General features: G+C 61.0%; 18 protein-coding genes and 1 pseudogene. 9 read left to right on the top strand and 10 right to left on the bottom strand.

Features of this window, described 5'->3' with window-relative positions; genetic code table 11:
• Positions 1–135: 135 nt before the first annotated feature.
• On the bottom strand, positions 136–1,236 hold the full coding sequence (gene gbcB / locus G1E_RS21875; RefSeq protein WP_009682911.1) for a glycine-betaine demethylase subunit GbcB: 1,101 nt from the start codon (positions 1,234–1,236) through the stop codon (positions 136–138).
• A 295-nt stretch (positions 1,237–1,531) separates the two neighbouring features.
• Between gbcB and gbcA the strand changes: the two genes are divergently transcribed.
• Entirely contained in the window at positions 1,532–2,824 is a 1,293-nt protein-coding gene (gene gbcA, locus G1E_RS21870) for a glycine-betaine demethylase subunit GbcA (protein WP_009682910.1), read from the top strand.
• A 79-nt stretch (positions 2,825–2,903) separates the two neighbouring features.
• Here gbcA and G1E_RS21865 read toward each other — a convergent pair whose 3' ends face one another.
• The 7 genes and pseudogenes from G1E_RS21865 to G1E_RS21835 form a co-directional block, all read right to left on the bottom strand.
• Entirely contained in the window at positions 2,904–3,740 is an 837-nt protein-coding gene (locus G1E_RS21865) for an RHS repeat-associated core domain-containing protein (RefSeq protein WP_033690414.1), read from the bottom strand.
• Between the two features lie 571 nt (positions 3,741–4,311).
• Positions 4,312–5,082 (bottom strand): electron transfer flavoprotein subunit beta, encoded by a 771-nt coding sequence (locus tag G1E_RS21860; protein ID WP_009682908.1) that lies wholly within the window; start codon positions 5,080–5,082, stop codon positions 4,312–4,314.
• 10 nt (positions 5,083–5,092) lie between these two features.
• Positions 5,093–6,325, bottom strand: a complete 1,233-nt coding sequence (locus G1E_RS21855; RefSeq protein WP_047150103.1) for an electron transfer flavoprotein subunit alpha/FixB family protein — start codon at positions 6,323–6,325, stop codon at positions 5,093–5,095.
• The gene (gene dgcB / locus G1E_RS21850; RefSeq protein WP_009682905.1) at positions 6,325–8,277 is read right to left on the bottom strand and encodes a dimethylglycine demethylation protein DgcB; all 1,953 of its coding nucleotides are present in this window, start codon (positions 8,275–8,277) and stop codon (positions 6,325–6,327) included. The genes G1E_RS21855 and dgcB overlap by 1 nt, the downstream gene beginning before the upstream one ends.
• Before the next feature lie 205 nt (positions 8,278–8,482).
• A pseudogene (dgcA, locus tag G1E_RS21845) lies at positions 8,483–10,557 on the bottom strand (dimethylglycine demethylation protein DgcA).
• A 15-nt stretch (positions 10,558–10,572) separates the two neighbouring features.
• The gene (locus G1E_RS21840; protein WP_029886397.1) at positions 10,573–11,103 is read right to left on the bottom strand and encodes a DUF5943 domain-containing protein; all 531 of its coding nucleotides are present in this window, start codon (positions 11,101–11,103) and stop codon (positions 10,573–10,575) included.
• A 77-nt stretch (positions 11,104–11,180) separates the two neighbouring features.
• Positions 11,181–12,158 carry a dipeptidase gene (locus G1E_RS21835; protein WP_009682902.1) on the bottom strand — a complete coding sequence of 326 codons (978 nt, stop codon included), beginning with the start codon at positions 12,156–12,158 and terminating at the stop codon, positions 11,181–11,183.
• Between the two features lie 285 nt (positions 12,159–12,443).
• On the opposite strand from G1E_RS21835, the gene G1E_RS21830 reads away from it, so the two are divergent.
• The 3 genes from G1E_RS21830 (at position 12,444) to G1E_RS21820 (ending at position 14,378) form a co-directional block, all read left to right on the top strand.
• Complete coding sequence (locus G1E_RS21830) at positions 12,444–12,860, top strand: lysozyme inhibitor LprI family protein (protein WP_033690412.1); 417 nt, start codon at positions 12,444–12,446, stop codon at positions 12,858–12,860.
• 134 nt (positions 12,861–12,994) lie between these two features.
• The gene (locus G1E_RS21825) at positions 12,995–13,687 is read left to right on the top strand and encodes a hypothetical protein (RefSeq protein ID WP_009682900.1); all 693 of its coding nucleotides are present in this window, start codon (positions 12,995–12,997) and stop codon (positions 13,685–13,687) included.
• A 73-nt stretch (positions 13,688–13,760) separates the two neighbouring features.
• Positions 13,761–14,378, top strand: a complete 618-nt coding sequence (locus tag G1E_RS21820) for a hypothetical protein (protein ID WP_033690411.1) — start codon at positions 13,761–13,763, stop codon at positions 14,376–14,378.
• 3 nt (positions 14,379–14,381) lie between these two features.
• Here G1E_RS21820 and G1E_RS21815 read toward each other — a convergent pair whose 3' ends face one another.
• A complete protein-coding gene (locus G1E_RS21815) occupies positions 14,382–15,329 on the bottom strand; it encodes a GlxA family transcriptional regulator (protein WP_033690410.1) in 948 nt (315 codons plus the stop codon).
• 142 nt (positions 15,330–15,471) lie between these two features.
• Between G1E_RS21815 and choX the strand changes: the two genes are divergently transcribed.
• The 4 genes from choX to G1E_RS21795 all read left to right on the top strand — a co-directional run bounded on the left by choX (position 15,472) and on the right by G1E_RS21795 (position 18,930).
• A complete protein-coding gene (gene choX, locus G1E_RS21810; RefSeq protein ID WP_009682897.1) occupies positions 15,472–16,416 on the top strand; it encodes a choline ABC transporter substrate-binding protein in 945 nt (314 codons plus the stop codon).
• A 122-nt stretch (positions 16,417–16,538) separates the two neighbouring features.
• The gene (locus G1E_RS21805; protein WP_047150102.1) at positions 16,539–17,423 is read left to right on the top strand and encodes a 3-keto-5-aminohexanoate cleavage protein; all 885 of its coding nucleotides are present in this window, start codon (positions 16,539–16,541) and stop codon (positions 17,421–17,423) included.
• A 63-nt stretch (positions 17,424–17,486) separates the two neighbouring features.
• Positions 17,487–18,452 (top strand): L-carnitine dehydrogenase, encoded by a 966-nt coding sequence (locus G1E_RS21800; protein ID WP_009682894.1) that lies wholly within the window; start codon positions 17,487–17,489, stop codon positions 18,450–18,452.
• 10 nt (positions 18,453–18,462) lie between these two features.
• A complete protein-coding gene (locus G1E_RS21795; protein ID WP_009682893.1) occupies positions 18,463–18,930 on the top strand; it encodes a thioesterase family protein in 468 nt (155 codons plus the stop codon).
• Between the two features lie 91 nt (positions 18,931–19,021).
• Here the strand turns inward: G1E_RS21795 and G1E_RS21790 are convergent, their stop codons facing one another.
• Positions 19,022–20,968: a reprolysin-like metallopeptidase gene (locus G1E_RS21790; RefSeq protein ID WP_033690408.1), complete on the bottom strand. Its 1,947-nt coding sequence runs from the start codon at positions 20,966–20,968 to the stop codon at positions 19,022–19,024.
• A gap of 379 nt (positions 20,969–21,347) precedes the next feature.
• On the opposite strand from G1E_RS21790, the gene G1E_RS21785 reads away from it, so the two are divergent.
• Positions 21,348–21,605 (top strand): hypothetical protein, encoded by a 258-nt coding sequence (locus G1E_RS21785; RefSeq protein WP_009682891.1) that lies wholly within the window; start codon positions 21,348–21,350, stop codon positions 21,603–21,605.
• The last annotated feature ends 30 nt before the right edge of the window (positions 21,606–21,635 follow it).

The following is a 21,635-nucleotide window of genomic DNA, read 5'->3' as shown; positions in this document are numbered from 1 at the left end:
GTGTACTTGCTCATATGAAAGGCCCCTGAGGTTGGATTTTTGTCCAACGTCAGGGGCGCAGTTCAAGGGACCGCGATCGCCTGTGGGAGCGGCCTTGTGTCGCGATGGGCTGCGCAGCAGCCCCCCAATTGCGGATCAGTAATCGATCCGCACATCCCCTTTCGGCACGCTGCAGCACGACAGGATGTAGCCCTCGGCTTCGTCCTCTTCGGTGATGCCGCCGTTGTGCTCCATTTCCACTTCGCCACCCAGCTTGAGCACCTTGCACGTACCGCAAATGCCCATGCCGCAGGCTTTCGGGATCATCAGGCCAACCTTGGCTGCCGCGGCATGCACGGTCTCGCCCGGGGCAATGCGAATGCTCTTCTCGCTGCCGATGAACTCCACCAGGTTGAGGTCGGAGACGTCCAGCTCTGGGGCATCGGCCGCCTGCTCGGCGTGTTCCACGGCGTCGGCCTTGGCCTCTGGCGGCGTGGCGCCGAACGATTCCTCGTGGTAATTGGCCATGTCGAAGCCGACCGCTTCCAGCAGGCGCTTGACCGCGTTCATGTACGGCGTCGGGCCGCAGCAGAACACCACGCGCTCCATGTAGTCCGGCGCGATCAGCTCCATCAGCCGCTGGTTCAGGTACCCGCGGTAACCCGCCCACGGCTCACCCAGGCCATGCTTTTCGCAAATGATGTGCAGGCTGAAGTTGGGGATACGCGAAGCCATCTGCTCCAGCTCGCGGTGGTAGATGATGTCCTTCGGCGAGCGGGCGCTGTGCACGAACACCATGTCGACATTGGCGTTGGTGTCGTAGAACCAGCGCGCCATCGACATCACCGGGGTAATGCCCACGCCGCCCGACAGGTACAGCACCTTGCCCGAAGGGAAGTCGATGGCATTGAACAGGCCCACAGGGCCGTGCACCGGCACCTCGAGGCCTTCGTGCATGGTGTCGTGCAGGAAGTTCGAGACCAGCCCGCCCGGCACGCGCTTGACGGTGATCGAGAAGCTGTACGGCACCGATGGCGAACTGGAGATGGTATAGGAACGCATCACCGGCTTGCCTTCGATCTCCAGCTCCAGGGTGACGAACTGCCCTGGCTTGAAGAAGAACATGATTGGCTGGTCGGCCATGAAGCAGAAGGTGCGCACGTCCCAGGTCTCCTGGATGACCTTGACGCAGCGCACGATGTGGCGGCCATTGGCCCAGGTCTGGGTAGTGACCGGATTGAGGAAGGTATCGGACATGTTCATCTCCAGCGGCCGACTATGGCCCTTTTTATGGCTGCGATAATGCGCAAGCTGAACACGACGCACATTCCTGCCTGCGACATCGACGTGCTTATCGCGACCAGGCCCGTGGCACAAGGCCTGGCGCGTCGTTATTCAATTCGGCCATGTCGCCCATGGATACGGTTCACGACGTCTTCGGACGCACACTCCACGGCAAAACAACATGCTGTTTTTTCAACGACAGCCTTGCGGCACCACCACAACGATTAGCCACCTTTTGCCGGCCGCGCACGGCCCCGAGGAATACACGATGGACGTCACCGCAACCCTGAGCCTGGGCGATCCACTTGAACCTGCACGCAAGGCTACCGCCGAGATGCTGCAGACCCGCGAGCGCACCTACTCGCTGCCCCAGCCGTTCTACACCGACGAGCGTCTGTTCCAGATCGACATGCAGGAAATCTTCCATAAGGAATGGTTGATTGCCGGCATGACCTGCGAGATCCCGGCCAAGGGCAACTACATCACCCTGCAGATCGGCAAGAATCCGATCATCGTGGTGCGCGGTGCCGAAGGCAAGGTGCATGCCTTCCACAACGTCTGCCGCCACCGCGGCTCACGCCTGTGCGTCAGCGAAAAAGGCAAGGTGGCCAAGCTGGTGTGCCCATACCACCAGTGGACCTACGAGCTGGACGGCCGCCTGCTGTTCGCCGGCACCGAGATGGGTGCCGACTTCGACATGAACCAGTATGGCCTCAAGCCCGTGAACGTGAAGGTCGCAGGCGGCTACATCTTCATCAGCCTGGCGCAGAACCCGCCAGCCATCGACGAGTTCCTGGCCACCCTGGACCACTACATGGAACCGTACGACATGGAAAACACCAAGGTGGCGGTGCAGACCACCTTGATGGAAAAGGCCAACTGGAAGCTGGTACTGGAAAACAACCGCGAGTGCTACCACTGCAACGGTTCGCACCCGGAGCTGCTGCAAACCCTGCTGGAATGGGACGACACCAACGACCCGCGCGCCAGCCAGGAATTCAAGGACCACGTGGCCGCCTCTGCCGCCGCCTGGGAAGCCGAGAAGATCCCTTACCTGCACAAGAGCCATGGCCTGCGTAACCGTATCGTGCGCATGCCGCTGCTCAAGGGCACCGTGTCGATGACCATGGACGGCAAGCAGGCCTGCCAGAAACTGATGGGTCGCATCAAGAACCCGGACCTGGGCTCGATGCGCATCCTGCACCTGCCGCACTCGTGGAACCACTGCATGGGCGACCACATGATCGTGTTCACCGTATGGCCGATCAGTGCCCAGGAAACCATGGTCACCACCAAGTGGCTGGTGCACAAGGACGCTGTGGAAGGTGTGGACTACAACCCGGAAAACATGCGCAAGGTGTGGGACGCCACCAACGACCAGGACCGTCGACTGGCCGAAGAGAACCAGCGCGGGATCAACTCCACCGCGTACCAGCCAGGGCCGTACTCGAAGACTTACGAGTTTGGCGTAGTCAACTTCATCGACTGGTACAGCCAGCGGGTGTTGAACAACCTGGGAGCGGAGCCGGCGCCGTACCTGAAGGAAGTGCAGGCGCAGTAAGAATCACCCGCCACCTGACAACGCTCTGCCTGCTTTGGGCGGAGCGCGTCAGGCTTGCCCAAATCACTGTAAATCACTGCTATTCAGGGACGTCATAGGGGCCCGTCCTCCAAGACCTTATCCTGGCCGCAGCTGCTGCAACCCCTCGCCCTACATATGTAAATGCGCGGCCTACGCTAGATAGCATCTCATCCAACATCGTGACATCCATGACCGTCTCCAGAGCTACTCCTGGGATTTCCCTCGGGTATTGCCACAGGTACCTGACCAGGTCACTGGCTGACACGTAGTTGCCAAAGTATCCGCCGCTCAGATTAGTGCCTGCATTGAACAAGCCCAGTACATCCGTTGCCGTCTGAGAGGCCGGGCTCAGACCAGAGATCGCAGCGTACAGCTGCGCTGCAGTACCAGTGCCCCCTGTAAAGAGGAATTGCTGGTTTGCAACCCTGCTGAAATGGGGCAACTCGCTATGAGTAGCGCCACTCTCCATCCCCCGATTGGTAGCTGCTTCCCGAAAAGCGGCTCTGCGCTTCACTACATTTTGACCGGTACGTGCCAACGCCCCACCCAAGGTGGCACCGCTTGACAGGAAGGCGATGGTTCTTAGCACAACGCTCCAGAATGCGCCGCTTGGGTCATGGCGGTTTACCGGATCTGCCCCACAGTAGACATACCCATTGATACCTCCCTTGGAAAAGGGGCTGAGTGAGTCGCAAGTCGTGAAGCGCATCAGGGTCGGGCTATAGAAACGATGGCCATTGCCCAACGGGTAGCTGCCCGTGAATGGATCGCGACGCTGGCCACCAAAAGCCAGGACGGGTGCTGGGCTGGTTTTCCGGAAGCCGTAGGGTGAATAAGCGTGCAGACTTGGCAACACCGAGCGCTGTAGATCTGTCGTCAGTAAATAAGTTGCCATAGGTTATCCACAGGTATGAGCTGGCAGGAATACCGTAGCGGTCACAGGAAGGTTTGCCTACTGGCATAAATGTCAGGGGAAATGGCTGATCATTTTTTGGTCAAATCCACCAAGGCGCCATGACTGTAGGGCTACAGAAGACTCCGTACACCTTACCCACAGAAACACCAACAGAGTTTGTGGGCAAAACGCGAAAGCGCAGCGATTGGATTGTGGATAAGCGATTCAAGACCTTGATAATCATGAATCAGAAGGCCACCGATTCAATTTGATTATTTTTTGATCAATTCTTCTCAAGCCACGACCTGCGCGGGTTTCAGATAGTACCGAACAGATTATCCACAGAGCAGCTAACAGTGATTGTGGGCAAAACCCTATAGAGCCAGGCTCATCTATGACTTATAAGCCGAGTCAGCGCTGATCAAGCCTGCGCGATTCATTGTAGGAGCGGCCTTGTGTCGCGATGGGCTGCGCAGCAGCCCCTGGATTTCGAGCCTGACTCAAGATTGCCGGGGCTGCTGCGCAGCCCATCGCGACGCAAGGCCGCTCCTACAAGGGATCGCGTGAAGCCTTAACGCAGCACGCCCTCTTCCACCAGCAGCTTGAGGATGGCCTCGGCGCCTTCCTGTGGAGAAACGTCCTTCAACACCTTGCCACCGCCACCACTGGCCTTGGCCGTCGCTGCCTTCATGCGGTCGGCACCGCTCTTGGCCTTGATCACCTTCAACCGCTTGGGCCGTGGGCGGGCCGGTTGCAAGTCGGCCTCGGCCAGCAGTTCGTCTTCGACGATGGCCACGTTACGCGCCGCCAATACGCCCCGGCGTGCCGGGCCAAAGGCACTCTGGCGTGGCTTGGGTGCGGCGTTATCCACAGTCGCCAGCAGCGGCAGGCGAACCTTCAGCCGGCGCCGCTGCCCGCGTGGCAGAGCCTGCAGGACCTGGGCGGTGCCGTTGTCGATCGACTCCACCTCGGCCAGCCCTACAATCAACGGCCAACCCAGCTTCTCCGCCAGCAGGAACGGCAACATGCCCGACCCCTCGCCCGTCTCTGCCTGGCTGCCGGTCAGTACCAGTTGCGCCCCGGCATCGCGCAGGTAATCCCCCAGCACGCCCAGCACATCGGCACCGGCCGGTTGCTCCAGCACGTCCAGGTGCTCAAGGCCCATGCCCAGGTAGGCGCGCAGCGCTTCTTCACGAGGGTCGCCGGCATGCACCACCTGCAAGTTATCCCCAGCCAGCTGCAAGCCCAGTTCCACGGCGCGGGCATCCTGTTCGGCGCGGCGGGCGCGGCCGGAGCTGGGGTGGGCACCGATGGAAACCAGGCTGATCACTTTCGTACTCATGCTCGTGCCCTTATGCCGCGTCGCGCTGGCCGCCGCTGCGGTAGTTGTCCACAGCTTCGATCAACGCCTTGAGAATCGCCGAGCTGTCGCCAATTACCGACAGGTCAGCCCGTTTGATCATGTCGCAGCCCGGGTCCATGTTGATCGCCACCACCTTGTCGCAGGCACCGATGCCCTGCAGGTGCTGGATCGCGCCCGAGATACCAACAGCCACGTAAACCCGTGCAGTGACCCAGGTACCGGTGGCACCCACCTGACGGTTGCGCGGCATGAAGCCATCGTCCACCGCCACCCGCGAGGCGCCTTCGGTCGCACCGAGGGCGGCAGTGGCTTTATGGTACAGGTCCCAGTCCTTGACGCCGTTGCCGCCCGATACGATGAACTCGGCTTCGGCCATGGCGATGGTGGCCGGGTCTACAGCCACCGAGCCAAGGTCCTCGATGCGCGACAGGCTGCGCGCGATGCTTGTGGACAACTCCACCGGCAACGCTTCATGGCGGGTTTCGCTGACCGGCTCGGCACACTCGGCCGCCGCCAGGATAAGCCGTGGCACGGCGCGTTGCAGGTCTTGCTGGCCGGCACCGGCACGGCCAATGCACTGGCCGTCCTTGACCTGCCAGACCCGCGTCGCCGGGCGCTCGCCGAGGGACGCACCCAGGCGCCGGCCCAGCTCGCCGCCACCGCTGCGGCTGTCGGGCAGCAGCCAGTGGCGCGGATTGAACTGGTTATCCACAGCGCGCAGGCCCTGCACCAGTTGCTCCGGCGCATAACCTGCAAATTCCTCGCCTTCGAGCACCAGCAGGCGATCGACACCGGCTGTGGAAAAGTTGCTTTCCTTGTGTTCGCCAAACACCACTGCCAGCACGGCGCCGTCGCTGCCGGCCAGGCTATGGGCCAACCCGAGCAGGTCGCGGTCGTGGCTGCTCAGGCGGCCGCCGACCATGTCTGGCACTACGGCAATGTAGAACGCCGGCTCAGGCACCTGGTGCAGCGGCAACTTGACCTCGGCCGCCGCGGTGCGTCGGCCGCCCACAGCCGTGCCCTGCTGGGCGCCACTGCGGTCGATACGCTTGAGGCCGGCCGGGCCCACAAAGCCTGCGGCGAGCGCATGTGGGTTCTTGCGGATGATGCCGTTGGGGCCCATCCAGCTGGTCTGTTGCGTCTGCATCGCAGCATGCAGCGGATGCAGACGGTTACGGGCGATCCACTCGGCGCGTGGGTCGCGGCGGACAATGTCGCTCATCAGTGCACCTCCGCAGGTTCACGTTTGGCCGCTTGCGGCTTGGCGGCGGCAGGCGCGTCTTCTTCGATCAACACATCAGCCACCAGCTCGGCCAGGTCCTTGATCTGTGGGCGCGGTTCGACCACGCCTTCGAGCATGGCAGTGCACTGTGGGCAACCCACGGCTACCAGCTCAGCCTTGGTTTCGCGGATGTCGTCCATGCGCATGTCCGGAATACGCTGCTTGCCGGGGATGTCGGTGATCGGCGCACCGCCGCCACCGCCACAGCACCGGGAACGGAAGCCCGAGCGCTCCATTTCGCGCACTTCGATACCCAGCGCCTTGAGCACCGCACGCGGGGCTTCGTACTCGCCGTTGTAACGGCCCAGGTAGCACGGGTCGTGGTAGGTGACACTGCCACCCTTGTGCTGGCCCAAATTCAGCTTGTTGGCGGCGATCAGCTCGGCAATGTAAGTGCTGTGGTGCTGCACCTGGTAGTCGCCGCCCAATGCACCGTATTCGTTCTTCAACACATGGAAGCTGTGCGGGTCGCAGGTGACGATACGCTGGAACTTGTACTTGGCCAGGGTCTGGATATTGCGCTTGGCCAGTTGCTGGAAGGTCGCTTCGTCGCCCAGGCGGCGCGCCACGTCGCCGCTGTCGCGTTCTTCCAGGCCAAGCACGGCAAAGTCGACACCCGAGGCCTTCAGCACTTTGACGAACGAGCGCAAGGTGCGCTGGTTGCGCATGTCGAATGCGCCATCGCCCACCCAGAACAGCACCTCGGTGGTTTTCACCTCCGACAGCAGTTGCAGGTTAAGGTCGGCGGCCCAGTTCATACGCCCGCCAGGCGCGAACCCGCCAGGGTTGTCGGTGGCGATCAGGTTGTCCAGCACCTCGGCGCCCTTGTTCGGCGTGGCACCCTTCTCCAGGGTGAGGTGGCGGCGCATGTCGACGATGGCATCGACGTGCTCGATCATCATCGGGCACTCTTCGACACAGGCACGGCAGGTGGTGCACGACCACAGCGTTTCAGCGTCGACCAGGCCATTGACGATTGGCTGGTGCGGGCTGCCGCCGTGCTCGCCAATCGGCTTGCCAGGGTACGGGCTGCCGGCGAACTGGGCGTCGGTGCCACCGGCCAGGCCGATGACCATGTCCTGGATGAGCTTTTTCGGGTTCAACGGCTGGCCGGCGGCAAAGGCCGGGCACATGGCTTCACATTTGCCGCACTGCACGCAGGCATCGAAGCCAAGCAACTGGTTCCAGGTGAAGTCCACCGGTTTTTCCACGCCCAGCGGCGCGTTGGGGTCTTCCAGGTCCAGCGGCTTGAGGCCGGTGGAGCGGCCACCGCCAAAGCGTTCGGCGCGGCGGTGCCAGGCCAGGTGCAGGGCACCGGCGAAGGCGTGCTTCATCGGGCCGCCCCAGGTCATGCCGAAGAACAGCTCGGACACGCCCCACAGCACGCCCAGGCCAAGGATGCCGACCATCACCCAGCCACCGGTGTTGGCCGGCAGGATGCCAGCAACCGGCAGGGTGGCGATGAAGAAGCTCACGGCAAACGCCAGCAGGCTCTTGGGCAGGCGCATCCACGGGCCCTTGGACAGGCGCGAAGGCGGGTTGAGGCGGCGCTTGAAGACAAAGATGGCACCGCTGAACATGATCACCGTGGCGACCAGCAGCGCGTAACCAAGGATCTTGCTCTGCAGGCCAAAGCCGTGCACCAGGATCGCCAGCACGGCCGACAGCACGAAGCCGCCTGCGGTGGCCACGTGGGTCTTGGACATGTACTTGTCGCGCTCGACCACATGGTGCAGGTCCACCAGGTAGCGGCGCGGCATGGCCAGCAGGCCGCCGATCAGGTCGACCTTGGAGGCCCGGCCACGTCGCCACATACGCACCCGGCGCAAGGCGCCGAGCACTGCCAGGCCAAGGGCAGCGAACAGCAGGATGGGTAACAGGGTGTTCAACATGGGAGGCTCCCACAACAGCTGGATTCTTGCACCACCTCAAGGGCGGCGCGGACCCCTGTAGGAGCGGCCTTGTGTCGCGAAAGGGCCGTGAAGCGGCCCCAGCATTCTCAGCGCTGATGAATTGCTGGGGCCGCTTCGCAGCCCTTTCGCGACACAAGGCCGCTCCTACAGGGGGGCCAGTCCCGTCTCTAGATAGACGGTGCGATCAGAAGTCCTTGCACAGGCGCAAGGCGTCGTAGATCGCCGCATGCACGTTGCGCTGGGCCACGCAGTCACCGATGCGGTACAGCAGGTAGCCTTCGCCCGGCTGGCTGAGGATCGGCTGGGGCTTTGTGGGGGACNNTTGATGGCGAACAGCGCCTCCACGTCGATCTGGCCTTTGTTGCGCGAACCTTCCTTCAGCGCGTAATACAGCTGCTCGTCAGGGCGCACGCCGTTTTCCACCACCACCTGGTCAACCACGCGCTCTTCCTTGGCGCCGGTGTACTCGTTCTCCAGCACCGCCACCAGCTTGTCGCCTTCGCGGTAGACCTTTTCCAGCATCATGTCGCCGGTCATGATCACTTCTTTCGGGTACATGCTGCGGTAGTAGGTCGGGAAGGTAGTACCGCCCATGGCCACGCCCGGCTTGATGTCGTCGGTGACGATCTCGACCTGGCTGCCCTTGTCGGCGATGAAGTCGGCCACCGACATGCCGGTGAACTCGCAGATGGTGTCGTACACCAGCACGTTCTTGCCCGGCGCAACCTTGCCGTCGAGTACGTCCCAGCTGCTGACCACCAGCCCTTCGGCGGCGCCCCAGTGTTCGTTCTGCTCAAGGAACGAGTGGCCACCTACCGCCAGCACGATCACGTCCGGGCGCAGGTCCTGGATCGTCGCCACGTCGGCGGCGGTGCCCAGGCGCAAGTCAACCTTCAGGCGCGCCAGCTCCAGCTGGTACCAGCGGGTAATACCGGCAATCTGGTCACGTTGCGGTGCCTTGGCGGCGATGGTGATCTGCCCGCCGATCTGGTCCTTCTTCTCGAACAGGGTCACATCGTGGCCACGCTCGGCGGCCACGCGGGCCGCTTCCATGCCCGCCGGGCCGGCACCTACCACCACCACCTTGCGCTTCACGCCAGTGGTCTTCTCGATGATGTGCGGCACGCCCATGTATTCACGGGAAGTGGCGGCGTTCTGGATGCACAGCACATCCAGGCCCTGGTACTGGCGGTCGATGCAGTAGTTGGCACCGACGCACTGCTTGATCTGGTCGATCTGGCCCATCTTGATCTTGGCGATCAGGTGCGGGTCGGCCATGTGCGCACGGGTCATGCCGACCATGTCCACGTAGCCGCCTTCGAGAATGCGCGTGGCCTGGTTCGGGTCCTTGATGTTCTGTGCGTGCAGCACGGGGACCTTGACCACTTCCTTGATACCGGCCGCCAGGTGCAGGAACGGCTCTGGCGGGTAGCTCATGTTCGGGATGACGTTGGCCAGGGTGTTGTGGGTGTCGCAACCCGAGCCGACCACACCGATGAAGTCCAGCATGCCGGTCGCGTCGTAGTAGGCCGCGATCTGCTTCATGTCTTCGTGGCTGAGGCCATCGGGGTGGAACTCGTCGCCACAGATACGCATGCCCACGCAGAAATCGTCACCGACTTCGGCGCGCACAGCCTTCAGCACTTCCAGGCCGAACTTCATGCGGCCCTCGAACGTGCCGCCCCATTCGTCGGTACGCTTGTTGACCCGCGGGCTCCAGAACTGGTCGATCATGTGCTGGTGCACTGCCGACAGCTCGACACCGTCCAGGCCGCCCTCTTTGGCGCGACGCGCGGCCTGGGCGTAGTTACCGATCACCCGCCAGATCTCTTCCACCTCGATGGTCTTGCAGGTGGCGCGGTGCACCGGTTCGCGAATACCCGAAGGCGACATCAGGGTCGGCCAGTTGAAGCCGTCCCAACGCGAGCGACGGCCCATGTGGGTAATCTGGATCATGATCTTGGCCCCATGCTTGTGCATGGCGTCGGCCAGGTTCTGGAAGTGCGGGATGATGCGGTCGGTGGAAAGGTTGACCGATGCCCACCATTCCTGGGGGCTGTCGATGGCCACCACCGACGAACCGCCGCAGATCGCCAGGCCGATACCGCCCTTGGCCTTTTCTTCGTAATACTTCACATAGCGGTCGGTCGTCATGCCGCCGTCAGTGGCGTAGACCTCGGCGTGCGCGGTGCTGAGCACGCGGTTGCGGATGGTCAGTTTGCCGATCTGGATCGGCTGGAACATTGCTTCGAATGCCATGACGCTATCTCCGGCTTACAACGGCTTCGTAACGAACAGGCCATCTTCGTGGCCTTCTTCCGACCCGCCATAGACCTGTTCGGCCACAGTGCGGATAGCGCTGCCGCGGGCAGCGAGAATCTGGTCCATGGCGCCGGCGAACCAGCCGGTGAACATGTAGTCGACCTTGCGGCCGCACTTGCCATAGACGTATACGAACGCAGAGTGCTTGAGCTTGACGCTGCAGGTGCCTTTATCCAGGTCGATGTCCTGGATCTCGAACAGGCCCCAGCCACGCTGGCTCAGGCGCTTCATGTAATGCTCGAACACCGCCACGCCTTCCAGGCCATGGCACTCGGCTTCTTTTTCACACCAGTGCCAGGCGGACTTGTAGCCGGCCTTGTAGAGAATCTCGGCGTACTTGTCGGCGCCCAGTACCTCTTCGATACCCATGTGGTTGTTGACGAAGAAATGGCGCGGCACGTACAGCATCGGCAGGGCGTCGCTGGTCCAGACACCGGTCTCGCTGTCGACTTCGATTGGCAATTGCGGGGCGATTTTGGCCATGGAAACTCAACTCCATAAAAATTTTTGTTTGGGTGCCCCGGCGTTGCTGGCAGGGGCATTCAGGCTTGGAGAGCGGCTTATTCGCCCCACACGTCCTTGAGGACGTTGACCCAGTTCTCGCCCATGATCTTGCGCACCACGCGCTCGGAGTGGCCGCGCTTGAGCAAGGTTTCGGTGAGGTTGGGGAATTCACCCACGGTACGGATACCCAGCGGGTTGATGATCTTGCCGAAGTTGGTCAGGCGGCGGGCGTAACCCTTGTCGTGGGTCAGGTACTCGAAAAAGTCCTGGCCGTGGCCTTGGGTAAAGTCGGTACCGATGCCGATCGCGTCTTCACCCACGATGTTCATGGTGTACTCGATGGCTTCGGCGTAGTCGTCGATGGTCGAATCGATACCCTTGGCCAGGAACGGGGCGAACATGGTCACGCCAACGAAGCCGCCGTGGTCGGCGATGAACTTCAGCTCGGCGTCGGACTTGTTGCGCGGGTGCTCCTTGAGGCCCGATGGCAGGCAGTGCGAATAGCACACCGGCTTTTTCGATTCGAGGATGACTTCTTCGGACGTTTTGGAGCCGACGTGGGACAGGTCGCACATGATGCCGACGCGGTTCATTTCGGCGACGATCTCGCGACCAAAGCCCGACAGGCCGCCGTCGCGCTCGTAGCAACCGGTGCCCACCAGGTTCTGGGTGTTGTAGCACATCTGCACGATGCCAACGCCCAGCTGCTTGAACACGTCGACGTAGGCGATCTGGTCTTCGAAGGCGTGGGCGTTCTGGAAGCCGAAGAGAATGCCGGTCTTGCCCAGTTCCTTGGCCTTGCGGATGTCGGCGGTAGTGCGCACCGGCATTACCAGGTCGCTGTTGTCGCGGATCAGCTTCTGGCTGGCGGCGATCTGGTCGACGGTTGCCTTGAACCCTTCCCACACCGATACCGTGCAGTTGGCCGCAGTGAGCCCGCCTTTGCGCATGTCCTCGAACAGCTCGCGGTTCCACTTGGCAATGATCAGGCCGTCAATGACGATACTGTCGGCGTGAAGTTCGGCTGGGCTCATCAGGCTGTCCCCTTTTATCGAATGGGTTGGCGCCAAACCTTGTGCCGGCGCTTTGGGGCCAGCATATGCCTGTGCCCAAAGGCGCCCCGATGCAAAAACGACAGGGGGTTTGCCGAAAGCGTCAATGCGCGACAACAGGGCATCTGGCGCGCGGGCTGGCGATGCGAGACAGTCTCGACAACGGCATTTGCGGCCACTTCATGAACATTTGGTCAGGTAGCTACCACCAGAGCGCAGGCTGAGCGAGAATCCCTGCGATTCGACAGCCAGGTGAGGGGAAAAAGGATGAAATCAATGGCATGGCTGGCGCTGCTGGCCGTTGTGAGCGGGGCCCAGGCCAGCGAGGAAGAAAGCACACCTTGCGACAATGTGGAAACCGACCAGCAAACCTTCGCCTGTGCAGCATTCAACAAGCAGGTCGCCGAGCGTGAGCTGCAGTCGGCCTACGACGAACTCGCCGCGCGCATGCGTGACCAGTTCGGCGACGAAGCCGGCCTGATGTCGCGAATAGAGGCAGCCGAGCAACTCTGGCGTCAACTGCGTGATGCAGATTGCAAGGTCGAAACCCACGCTGAACAGCCAGGCAGCAAGGCCTACCAGACCGCCTGGAACAGCTGCATTGCACAGCGCAGCGATGAGCGGGCGGAATACCTGCGCAGCCTGGGCCTGCAAGACGGTGACGAACCAGCCCCCGAAGATTGATCAGCACCAGAGAAGGACCAACGCCCGAGGAACAACATGCCGCTGATGCCCCCTGCGTCATTGCTCGATAGTGCCCTCCGACCACGTGCTCAGCATGTGTGTCTTGAAATTCAAAACTATCAAGGAATTACAAAGTGGCTGACATCAAAGTTGAAATGGAAAAAATCCGCAAAGAGGGCCAGGAGCGCGTTGCCGCTACCGGCCAGGCCATCTGCGTTTTCGCTGACAATGTGCCTGCCGACGTTGCCCAAGACATCCTGTCCGGCCTGGGCTTGATGACCGCACTGGCCAACAAGAAGTTCAACAAGGAAACCCAGCAGCGCGAGTGGTACAACTTCTACAACGATGGCCTGATCAAATTCGGCTGGACCATGACAGGTACTGCACATGCCGAAGATGCCATTGATGAGGACGACCTGACCCTGGCAGATCTGATCACCAAGTCCGTCACCATCAGCGTTGCCGCGGACCCTCGCCGCGCCGCCTGCGCCAGGCGTGCTCTGCAGGTTGTCGTGCAGAAGCCGGAAGTCAAGGCACACCTGGAAAAGCACAGCCATAGCGAATCCGGCAAATCGAGCAACTTCGTGGTAGCCCAGTGCGAAATGACGCCACAAGGCCTGCCCGCCATGTACATGACCAGCTTCCAGGCCAGCTACGACTCGAAGATCGAGCGTGAGGGCGCCCTGACCCGCAAGGTCGACAAAACGTCTACCCGCGTCTACCGCGCTTCGCAACAAGGCACGTTCAGCGTTCGTCACTTCGACGCTGCGCGGGAACTTGTGAACGAGAAAGTCAAAAAAGACCTGGGCGAGTTTTTCACTAGCTGATGAGCGAGGCCGGGTACCAGAAGGTGCTGGTACCCGGCTCTGGTCATGTGCAGCCATCGAGGAACAATGCCACATGAGCGATACAAGCCTGGACACCCGAATATTCGAGGAGCGGCTAAGAATAAAGCCTGCCCCCTGGCTGACACTCGAGACATGGGAAGATTTGCAGCTCTGCCTGCGTCATTCACAAGCATTGGCCAATGAAAGCTACTCGATGGAGACCCAGCCTCGGCAATGGTTCGCGCACGCCCTCGCCACCTTGAAATCATTGAAATTCAGCCTGTGTGAACATACACACAAAACCATTGTGTATGAGCCGCACTTGCTTGCGCTCAGCGATGTATACAATGGCTTTCTACCGCCACTGCGCGCCAAAGGGCCATGGTTCAAAAGCCTGGAAGAAAATATTCAAAACGCCCTGCAGTCGGCGGGTGCACGTAAATTCACCGTCATGAACGCTTCTTCACATCTAAGTATCGAAATGGACCATGAAGGTGACCAGGTTCCGGTGGCGATCCTGTTTTATACCTACTGCGTTACCGACCCGGTCGAGCCCACCCGAAAGTTGAACCTGACATTCGACCATCTGGGTGCACGCTTCAATGCAGAAGGTTTTGCCCCGCTTCGCAAGGACCTGCAAGCGAGCAACCGGGAAAAACTGAGGGCGATTCTCGAGCGCGAGCTTGAGTGACGCTCATTTGGGGCCGCCCGGCCGACGTTCCTCCCGCGGGCACCGCCCAAACTTCAGCTTGTAGCGCCGCGTAAAATACGATGGAAGTTCAAACCCGCACGCAATGCTGACCTGGGTCACCGACATGTCGGTCTGGGCCAACAGCTGACGCGCCTTGTCCAGCCGTAACGCGAGATAGAAACTGCTGGGTGTGGTATCCAGGTGTATGCGAAACAACCGCTCCAGTTGACGCCTCGTGACCTTGATCGCGGCCGCCAGATCCAGCGTGGTCAGTGGTGGCTCGAAGTGTTTTTCCATTTCGCCAATGGCATGGATCAGCTTCTTGTTACTGATGCCGTAACGCGCGCCGATCTGCATGCGCTGGTGGTCCTGGCGCTGACGGATACGCCCCAGCACGAACTGCTCGGACACTTTGACCGCCAGTTCGCTGCCATGAGCCTGGGCAATCAAGTACAGCATCAGATCGATCGAGGCCGTTCCGCCTGCGCAGGTGATGCGGCTGCGGTCAATCTCGAACAGCTCCTGGGTGGCCTGAAGACCTGGATAGCGTTCCTTGAAGGCCTCCAGCGCCTCCCAATGCAACGTCGCCCGGTAACCCTCGAGCAGCCCCGCCTCGGCCAACATCATCGCACCGGTGTCGATACCCCCAAGCATGACAGCGTCATGGTTGAGCCGGCGCAGCGCATGCAGCAGTTTGGGCGCGACATGGGCAAGTGGTTCGAAGCCCGCAACCACCAGCAGGATGTCGGGCGGCTCGCCCTCCCCCAGAGCGGCATCGGCATTGATGGACATGCCATTGCTCGCCAGCACCGCCTCACCGTTCAGGCTCAGCACCTGCCACCGGTACAACGGCCCGCCAAAACGATTGGCTACCCGCAGTGGTTCCACCGCAGAAATGAACCCCATGGCGGAAAAACCGGGCACCAACAGAAAGGCAATCGTCTCCATCATCCCCCTCCACAGAAACTGGTCGCCCAGGTGCTAATTCCTGTCGCTAGCGTGCGCTTGGGCAAGATGGCGCCAGCGTAGCGTATTCACACGGCCCAGAGAGACCGAACCCCATAACAATATGCCCTGCCGATGGAGAGCCACCATGCACAGCTTGATCCGCCGCAGCCTGTTGACCCTTGCCCTGAGCAGCATCGCCACTTCCCCACTGTTGGCCGCCGAACCCGCGGCCTGCAAGAAAGTTCGCCTGGGCGTGGTCAACTGGACCGACGTCATTGCCACCAGCGCCATGGCTCAGGTGCTGCTCGATGGCCTGGGCTACCAGACCAAACAGACCAGCGCTTCGCAGCAGATCATTTTTGCCGGCATCCGCGACAAGCGCCTGGACATGTTCCTGGGTTACTGGAACCCGATCATGACCCAGACCATCACCCCGTTCGTCGACGCCGGGCAGGTCAAGGTGCTCGACAAGCCAAGCCTGGAAGACGCCCGCGCCACCCTCGCCGTGCCGAAATACCTGTATGACAAGGGCCTGAAAACCTTTGCCGATATCCACAAGTTCGAAAAGGAACTGGGCGGCAAGATCTATGGCATCGAGCCAGGCTCGGGGGCCAATACGCAGATCAAGGCCATGATCACCAAGAACCAGTTTGGCCTGGGCAAATTCCAGCTGGTCGAGTCCAGCGAAGCGGGCATGCTCGCCGCGGTCGACCGCGCCGTGCGGCGCAAGGAAGCCGTGGTGTTCTTCGGCTGGGCACCGCACCCGATGAACGTGAACATCGACATGGCCTACCTGGGTGACAGCCAGGACGCCCTCGGCCCCGACGAAGGCCGTGCCACGGTGTGGACGGTGACCGCGCCGGACTACGCCGAACGCTGCCCCAACGCCAACCGCCTGCTGGCCAACCTGAAATTCAGCGCCGAGGACGAGAGCCGCATGATGCAGCCGCTGCTCGACCACAAGGACGCGCTGGAGTCGGCCCGCCAGTGGCTGAAAGACCACCCGGAAGACAAGGCGCGCTGGCTGGAAGGGGTGACCACCTTCGATGGCAAGCCGGCTGCGGACAACCTCAAGCTTACCGCCAACTGACAGGGCCTCTTCGCGGCTGAACCCGTTCCCACAGGGCATACCTGGGCAGGGCCATCACGGTCCCCTGTGGGCGCGGGCTTGCCCGCGAAAAGGCCAGCACATACACCACAAGGAACCGCACCATGAACCACGACGTCATCATCACCTGCGCCCTTACCGGTGCCGGCGACACTGCCTCGAAAAGCCACCTTGTCCCCGTCACCCCCCGGCAAATCGCCGACGCTGCCGTAGAGGCTGCCAAGGCGGGCGCCACCGTGGTCCACTGCCACGTGCGCGACCCGCAAACCGGCCGTTTCAGCCGTGACGTGGCGCTGTACCGCGAAGTCATGGAGCGCATCCGCGAAGCCGACGTCGACATCATCGTCAACCTCACCGCCGGCATGGGCGGCGACCTGGAAATCGGCCCGGGCGAATCGCCGATGGAGTTCGGCCCCGGCACCGACCTGATCGGCCCGCTGGAGCGCCTGGCCCACGTCGAAGCCCTGCTGCCGGAAATCTGCACCCTCGACTGCGGCACCCTCAACTTCGGCGACGGCAACGCCATCTACGTCTCCACCCCCGCGCAACTGCGCGCCGGTGCCAAGCGCATCACCGAGCTGGGTGTGAAAGCCGAGCTGGAGATTTTCGACACCGGCCACCTGTGGTTCGCCAAGCAGATGATGAAAGAAGGCCTGCTCGAAGACCCATTGTTCCAGCTGTGCCTGGGCATCCCGTGGGGCGCGCCGGCTGATACCACCACCATGAAGGCCATGGTCGACAACCTGCCGGCCAACGTCACCTGGGCCGGCTTCGGCATCGGCCGCATGCAGATGCCGATGGCGGCTCAGGCCGTGCTGCTTGGCGGCAACGTGCGGGTGGGCCTGGAAGACAACCTGTACCTGGACCGTGGCGTGCTGGCCAGCAATGGCCAGCTGGTCGAACGGGCGGTGGAGATCATCTCGCGCCTTGGCGCCCGTGTACTGACCCCGGCCGAGGGCCGGGAAAAAATGAACCTCAAGCGCCGCTGATCCCGCCCGCCCCCACAAGGACTGGCGCCAATCCTGAGCATTCTTTTAGCCTGAGGACTCGATATGCCCTTCATCACCGAGATCAAGACCTTCGCCGCCCTGGGTAGCGGCGTGATCGGCAGCGGCTGGGTGGCCCGCGCCCTGGCCCACGGCCTGGACGTGATCGCCTGGGACCCTGCACCTGGCGCGGAACCGGCGCTGCGCAAGCGTATTGCCAATGCCTGGCCAGCGCTTGAGAAGCAGGGGCTGGCGGCCGGCGCGTCACAAGCCCGCCTGAAGTTCGTCGCCACCATCGAGGAATGCGTACGCGATGCCGATTTCATTCAGGAAAGCGCGCCAGAGCGGCTGGACCTGAAGCTCGACCTGCACGCAAAAATAAGCGCCGCGGCCAAGCCCGAGGCCATCATCGGCTCCAGCACTTCCGGCCTGCTGCCCAGCGAGTTCTACGAGTCTGCCACGCACCCGGAGCGCTGCGTGGTGGGCCACCCGTTCAACCCGGTGTACCTGCTGCCGCTGGTGGAAATCGTCGGTGGCAAACGTACCGCGCCCGAAGCCATCGAGGCGGCGAAGGTCATCTATACCGCCCTGGGCATGCGCCCGCTGCACGTGCGCAAGGAAGTGCCAGGTTTCATTGCCGACCGCCTGCTCGAAGCACTCTGGCGCGAGGCCCTGCACCTAGTGAACGACGGCGTGGCGACCACCGGTGAAATCGACGACGCGATCCGCTTTGGCGCCGGCCTGCGCTGGTCGTTCATGGGCACCTTCCTCACCTACACCCTGGCCGGTGGCGATGCAGGCATGCGCCACTTCATGTCGCAGTTCGGCCCGGCGCTGAAACTGCCGTGGACCTACCTGCCCGCACCGGAACTGACCGACAAGCTGATTGACGATGTGGTGGACGGCACCTCGGCGCAACTGGGTGAACGCAGCATTGCCGCCCTGGAACGCTATCGTGATGACACCCTGCTTGCAGTGCTTGAAGCCGTAAAGAGAAGCAAGCAAAAGCACGGCATGTCGTTCGGCGAATGAGGAGCCCACAATGCCCGCACTGATCACCTACCGCACCCCGGTCCAGGAGGACTGGGTGGACTACAACGGGCACCTGCGCGATGCCTTTTACCTGCTGATTTTCAGCTACGCCACCGATGCGCTGATGGAGCGCATCGGCCTGGATGCCGACAGCCGAGGGCAGAGTGGGCATTCGCTGTTCACCCTGGAGGCGCATATCAACTACCTGCATGAGGTGAAGCTTGGCACCGAGGTGTGGGTGCAGACGCAGATCATCGGTTTTGATCAAAAGCGCCTACACATCTACCACAGCCTGCATAGGAAGGGATTCGACGGAGTATTGGCGGCTAGCGAGCAGATGCTGCTGCACGTCGACCTGGCAGGGCCTAAAGCGGCACCGTTGAGCCCAATAAGTATTCAGATACTCCAAGAGCTGCTTCATGACCAACGCGACCAGATGGCAGCTTGCTTCGTAGGCCGCCAAATCACGTTATCTTGAACGGCAGCAGCTGCCAAACCAGCGCAGACGGGTTACTAATTGATTCCGTCTGCACTGGTACGACCTTCAAGCAGCGGGGATCCAACCAGGGCTATTGCCTGCCGAAGGAAACACGGTGCACGGAGCCGTTCATGTAACCACCCCCTGCATGCGTGCGAACAAGCCCCTGCGGCAAATCACTGCCCACGTCCCAATTTCTGATCTGGAAGTTGCCCTGATAGCTCCCTGTGAAGCAAAGACTTCGACGGTCGTCGGTGTTAAGGAAACAAAGCTTGGAGTTGCCACCGGGGAAAGCGTACACCTTCGCGGAGCGTGATTTTCCGCTGGCTACTGCATCGCATCCTGGAAAGTCTGAAATCTTGCGCACATAGCCATGGGACAGGCGGAATGTGCAGGTATCACCTCGATAGTCTGCAAGAGAATAAAGTTGAATAGTTACGGACGTGTCCAGCGTGTACACGATATTTCGAATTTTTCCGATCAAAGGTGTACTACCAGGAGGGATTTCTCGCTCCAGCCCATCAGGCAATGTGCCTGACGCATCAAGGTCCGCCACCTGAAAAGCACCCGTGTAAGAACCGCGGTAACAGGCAAAGTCAAAATCGGTGGCGTAGAAACACAACCTCATTCCAGCTTTGAAATTCTTAACTTTAACCGAATGTACTTCATTGCAGTTGGGGCGTATGTCATTGGGGAGAAACTCTAGGCTGCAATGGCGCCCAGAAAAATTCTTTTCGGGGTAAAATTCCAACTCCATAGGTGGCGCAAGCGGCACGGGATAGAAGTTCTCTACCTTTTCCCTGGCTTCGTTAAAGAGGCGCGCGACATCATGATGTGCCTCAGTCCCAAGAGGAATGCCCTGGTACGTCAGCCGAGGGTTTGAGTGGTACGCAACCCTCGGGCACGCTGGCGAGCATCCATACGACATCTGCGTGCTGAACCTGGGCGTTCCTGTATAGCGATAGCCAAACTTATAGGGCGGACTGCCCTCGCCCTTGCCTTCCTCCCAGTTATGATCGGCGCCCAAGTTATGACCGAGTTCGTGAGCAAGCGAGTCGGTACAACTAATGACCGAGTGAGCCTGGGCTTTACTTGGCGCAATCCAGGCCTTACCGCATAGCGCAGTCGCTGCAGAATACATTGAAACCATATCCGCTCCCAACGCTTCCCTCCTGCGCAAGACATTCCCCGCGAATGGTTGGGCTAGACGGATATCATCCAGTTGCTGCTTGTAATCTCTTCCGGTTTCGTCGTAAGGCTCATCAAAAAAACCGGCCAGCTCATATGTGATCTGCACGTCGCTGTTTTTCATGTACTGGTTAGCATTGAACAGCGCCAGGGCGAGCTCAAGCCGATAGTACGGGCTTTTGGCCCTTCGTTGATTAGTGGCCAGAAACATCACGCGTATTGTGCTGTGCGCTGACAGCGAAGCTTTCCCTTGGGTATCAGCGCGCGCCTGCCCTGCTGGGTCGACGAGGGGTTCGCCTTCCGCAGGAAGCTTGGATTCATCAACCTTGATCAGCACATACTGACCCGAGCCGATTGAATCCAGCCGATAACGCTGCCCTTCGACAACTACGCGGCCCACCAACTTGTCCCCCTCACGCACCAAAGAGAGGTAGTAAAGCGGATCGTTTTCGATCTCCGAAGCAGATGCCGCATGGGCCGCTTTCCATGACGAATGCTTGTAGCCCACCCAACCGTCAATACCCGGTGTGATGGTGGTGAAATCGCGTAAATGAAACTGCGCGGTTTTACCGTCCGGTAAGCTCACCGCCAAATCCTGCGTTTGCTGGCTGATAAGAGCCGGGTTGATCTTCACCAGCGTAAACTCTGCGTTCGCAGGGTCGGCCAGCAATGTGGCCAGGTTGCCGCTAGCCGTGTCTAGCAGGCCTTTGCGCGTAGGGGTGGGTTCAAGGGTGAACAGTTGGGCTGGGGTACTTGTGGCTGCAGTCACGGTGGGGCCAGAGGACGAACATCCCCCAAAAAACATCACCGTTGAAGCCAGCAGGATCCTGTTCCAGATTGCCGTTTTCACATTGCCGCTCCTGAGGATATTCATCACCCTCAGCAGATCATTACCGCAGCTTTACTGTCACCTGACAGAAATGCCAGGTGGATGGATGTGCAGGAAAACGCAGTTGGTTTAAAACAAAAAAATAACCCCGGAAAGCCGTGAGCATCCGGGGCCAAGAGCGAGCAACATCCACTGTGCATGAACGAGGGTGACCAAACCCCCTGGTACCGTGAATGGCCTCAGTGTGGGGCCTGGGAAGGCGCTGGATTTAGCCGTAAACGACCTGTTCTTAGCCATGGCAGCCATGCCGGCATTCTGTTGTTGCGGGTCTGTCGCCCGCGTCACAGAATCGGTCGTAAATCACAGCAGCACTCTCTTCGCGATAAAAGGGACAACAGCCATGATGCATGCGGATTTGATTGATCAGGACGACCTGGCAGGCCACCTGCGGGCGCGTGGGTTCGACATTCCAGCCGGGGCCACTGCCGAGCAGGCCTGCGAGGCAGTGGTGCGCGGGCTGACCGAGCCCAATGCACGGGCCCTGAAGGGAATGGTGGAACAGATGTATACCGGTAGCGCGACGATTCTGCCGGCGGTACGCCAGGCCATCGACAAGCAGTTGTTGCCGGCATTGGCGCAGTTCAACAAGCGCGCCTGATTTCTCCTTACGGCCCTATCGCCGGCAAGC

Origin of the sequence: Pseudomonas sp. TJI-51, from assembly GCF_000190455.2 — a bacterium.
Taxonomy (GTDB): Bacteria; Pseudomonadota; Gammaproteobacteria; order Pseudomonadales; family Pseudomonadaceae; genus Aquipseudomonas; species Aquipseudomonas juntendi.
The sequence above is the reverse complement of the archived record's forward strand: the minus strand, read 5'-3'. Positions and strand labels throughout refer to the sequence as shown.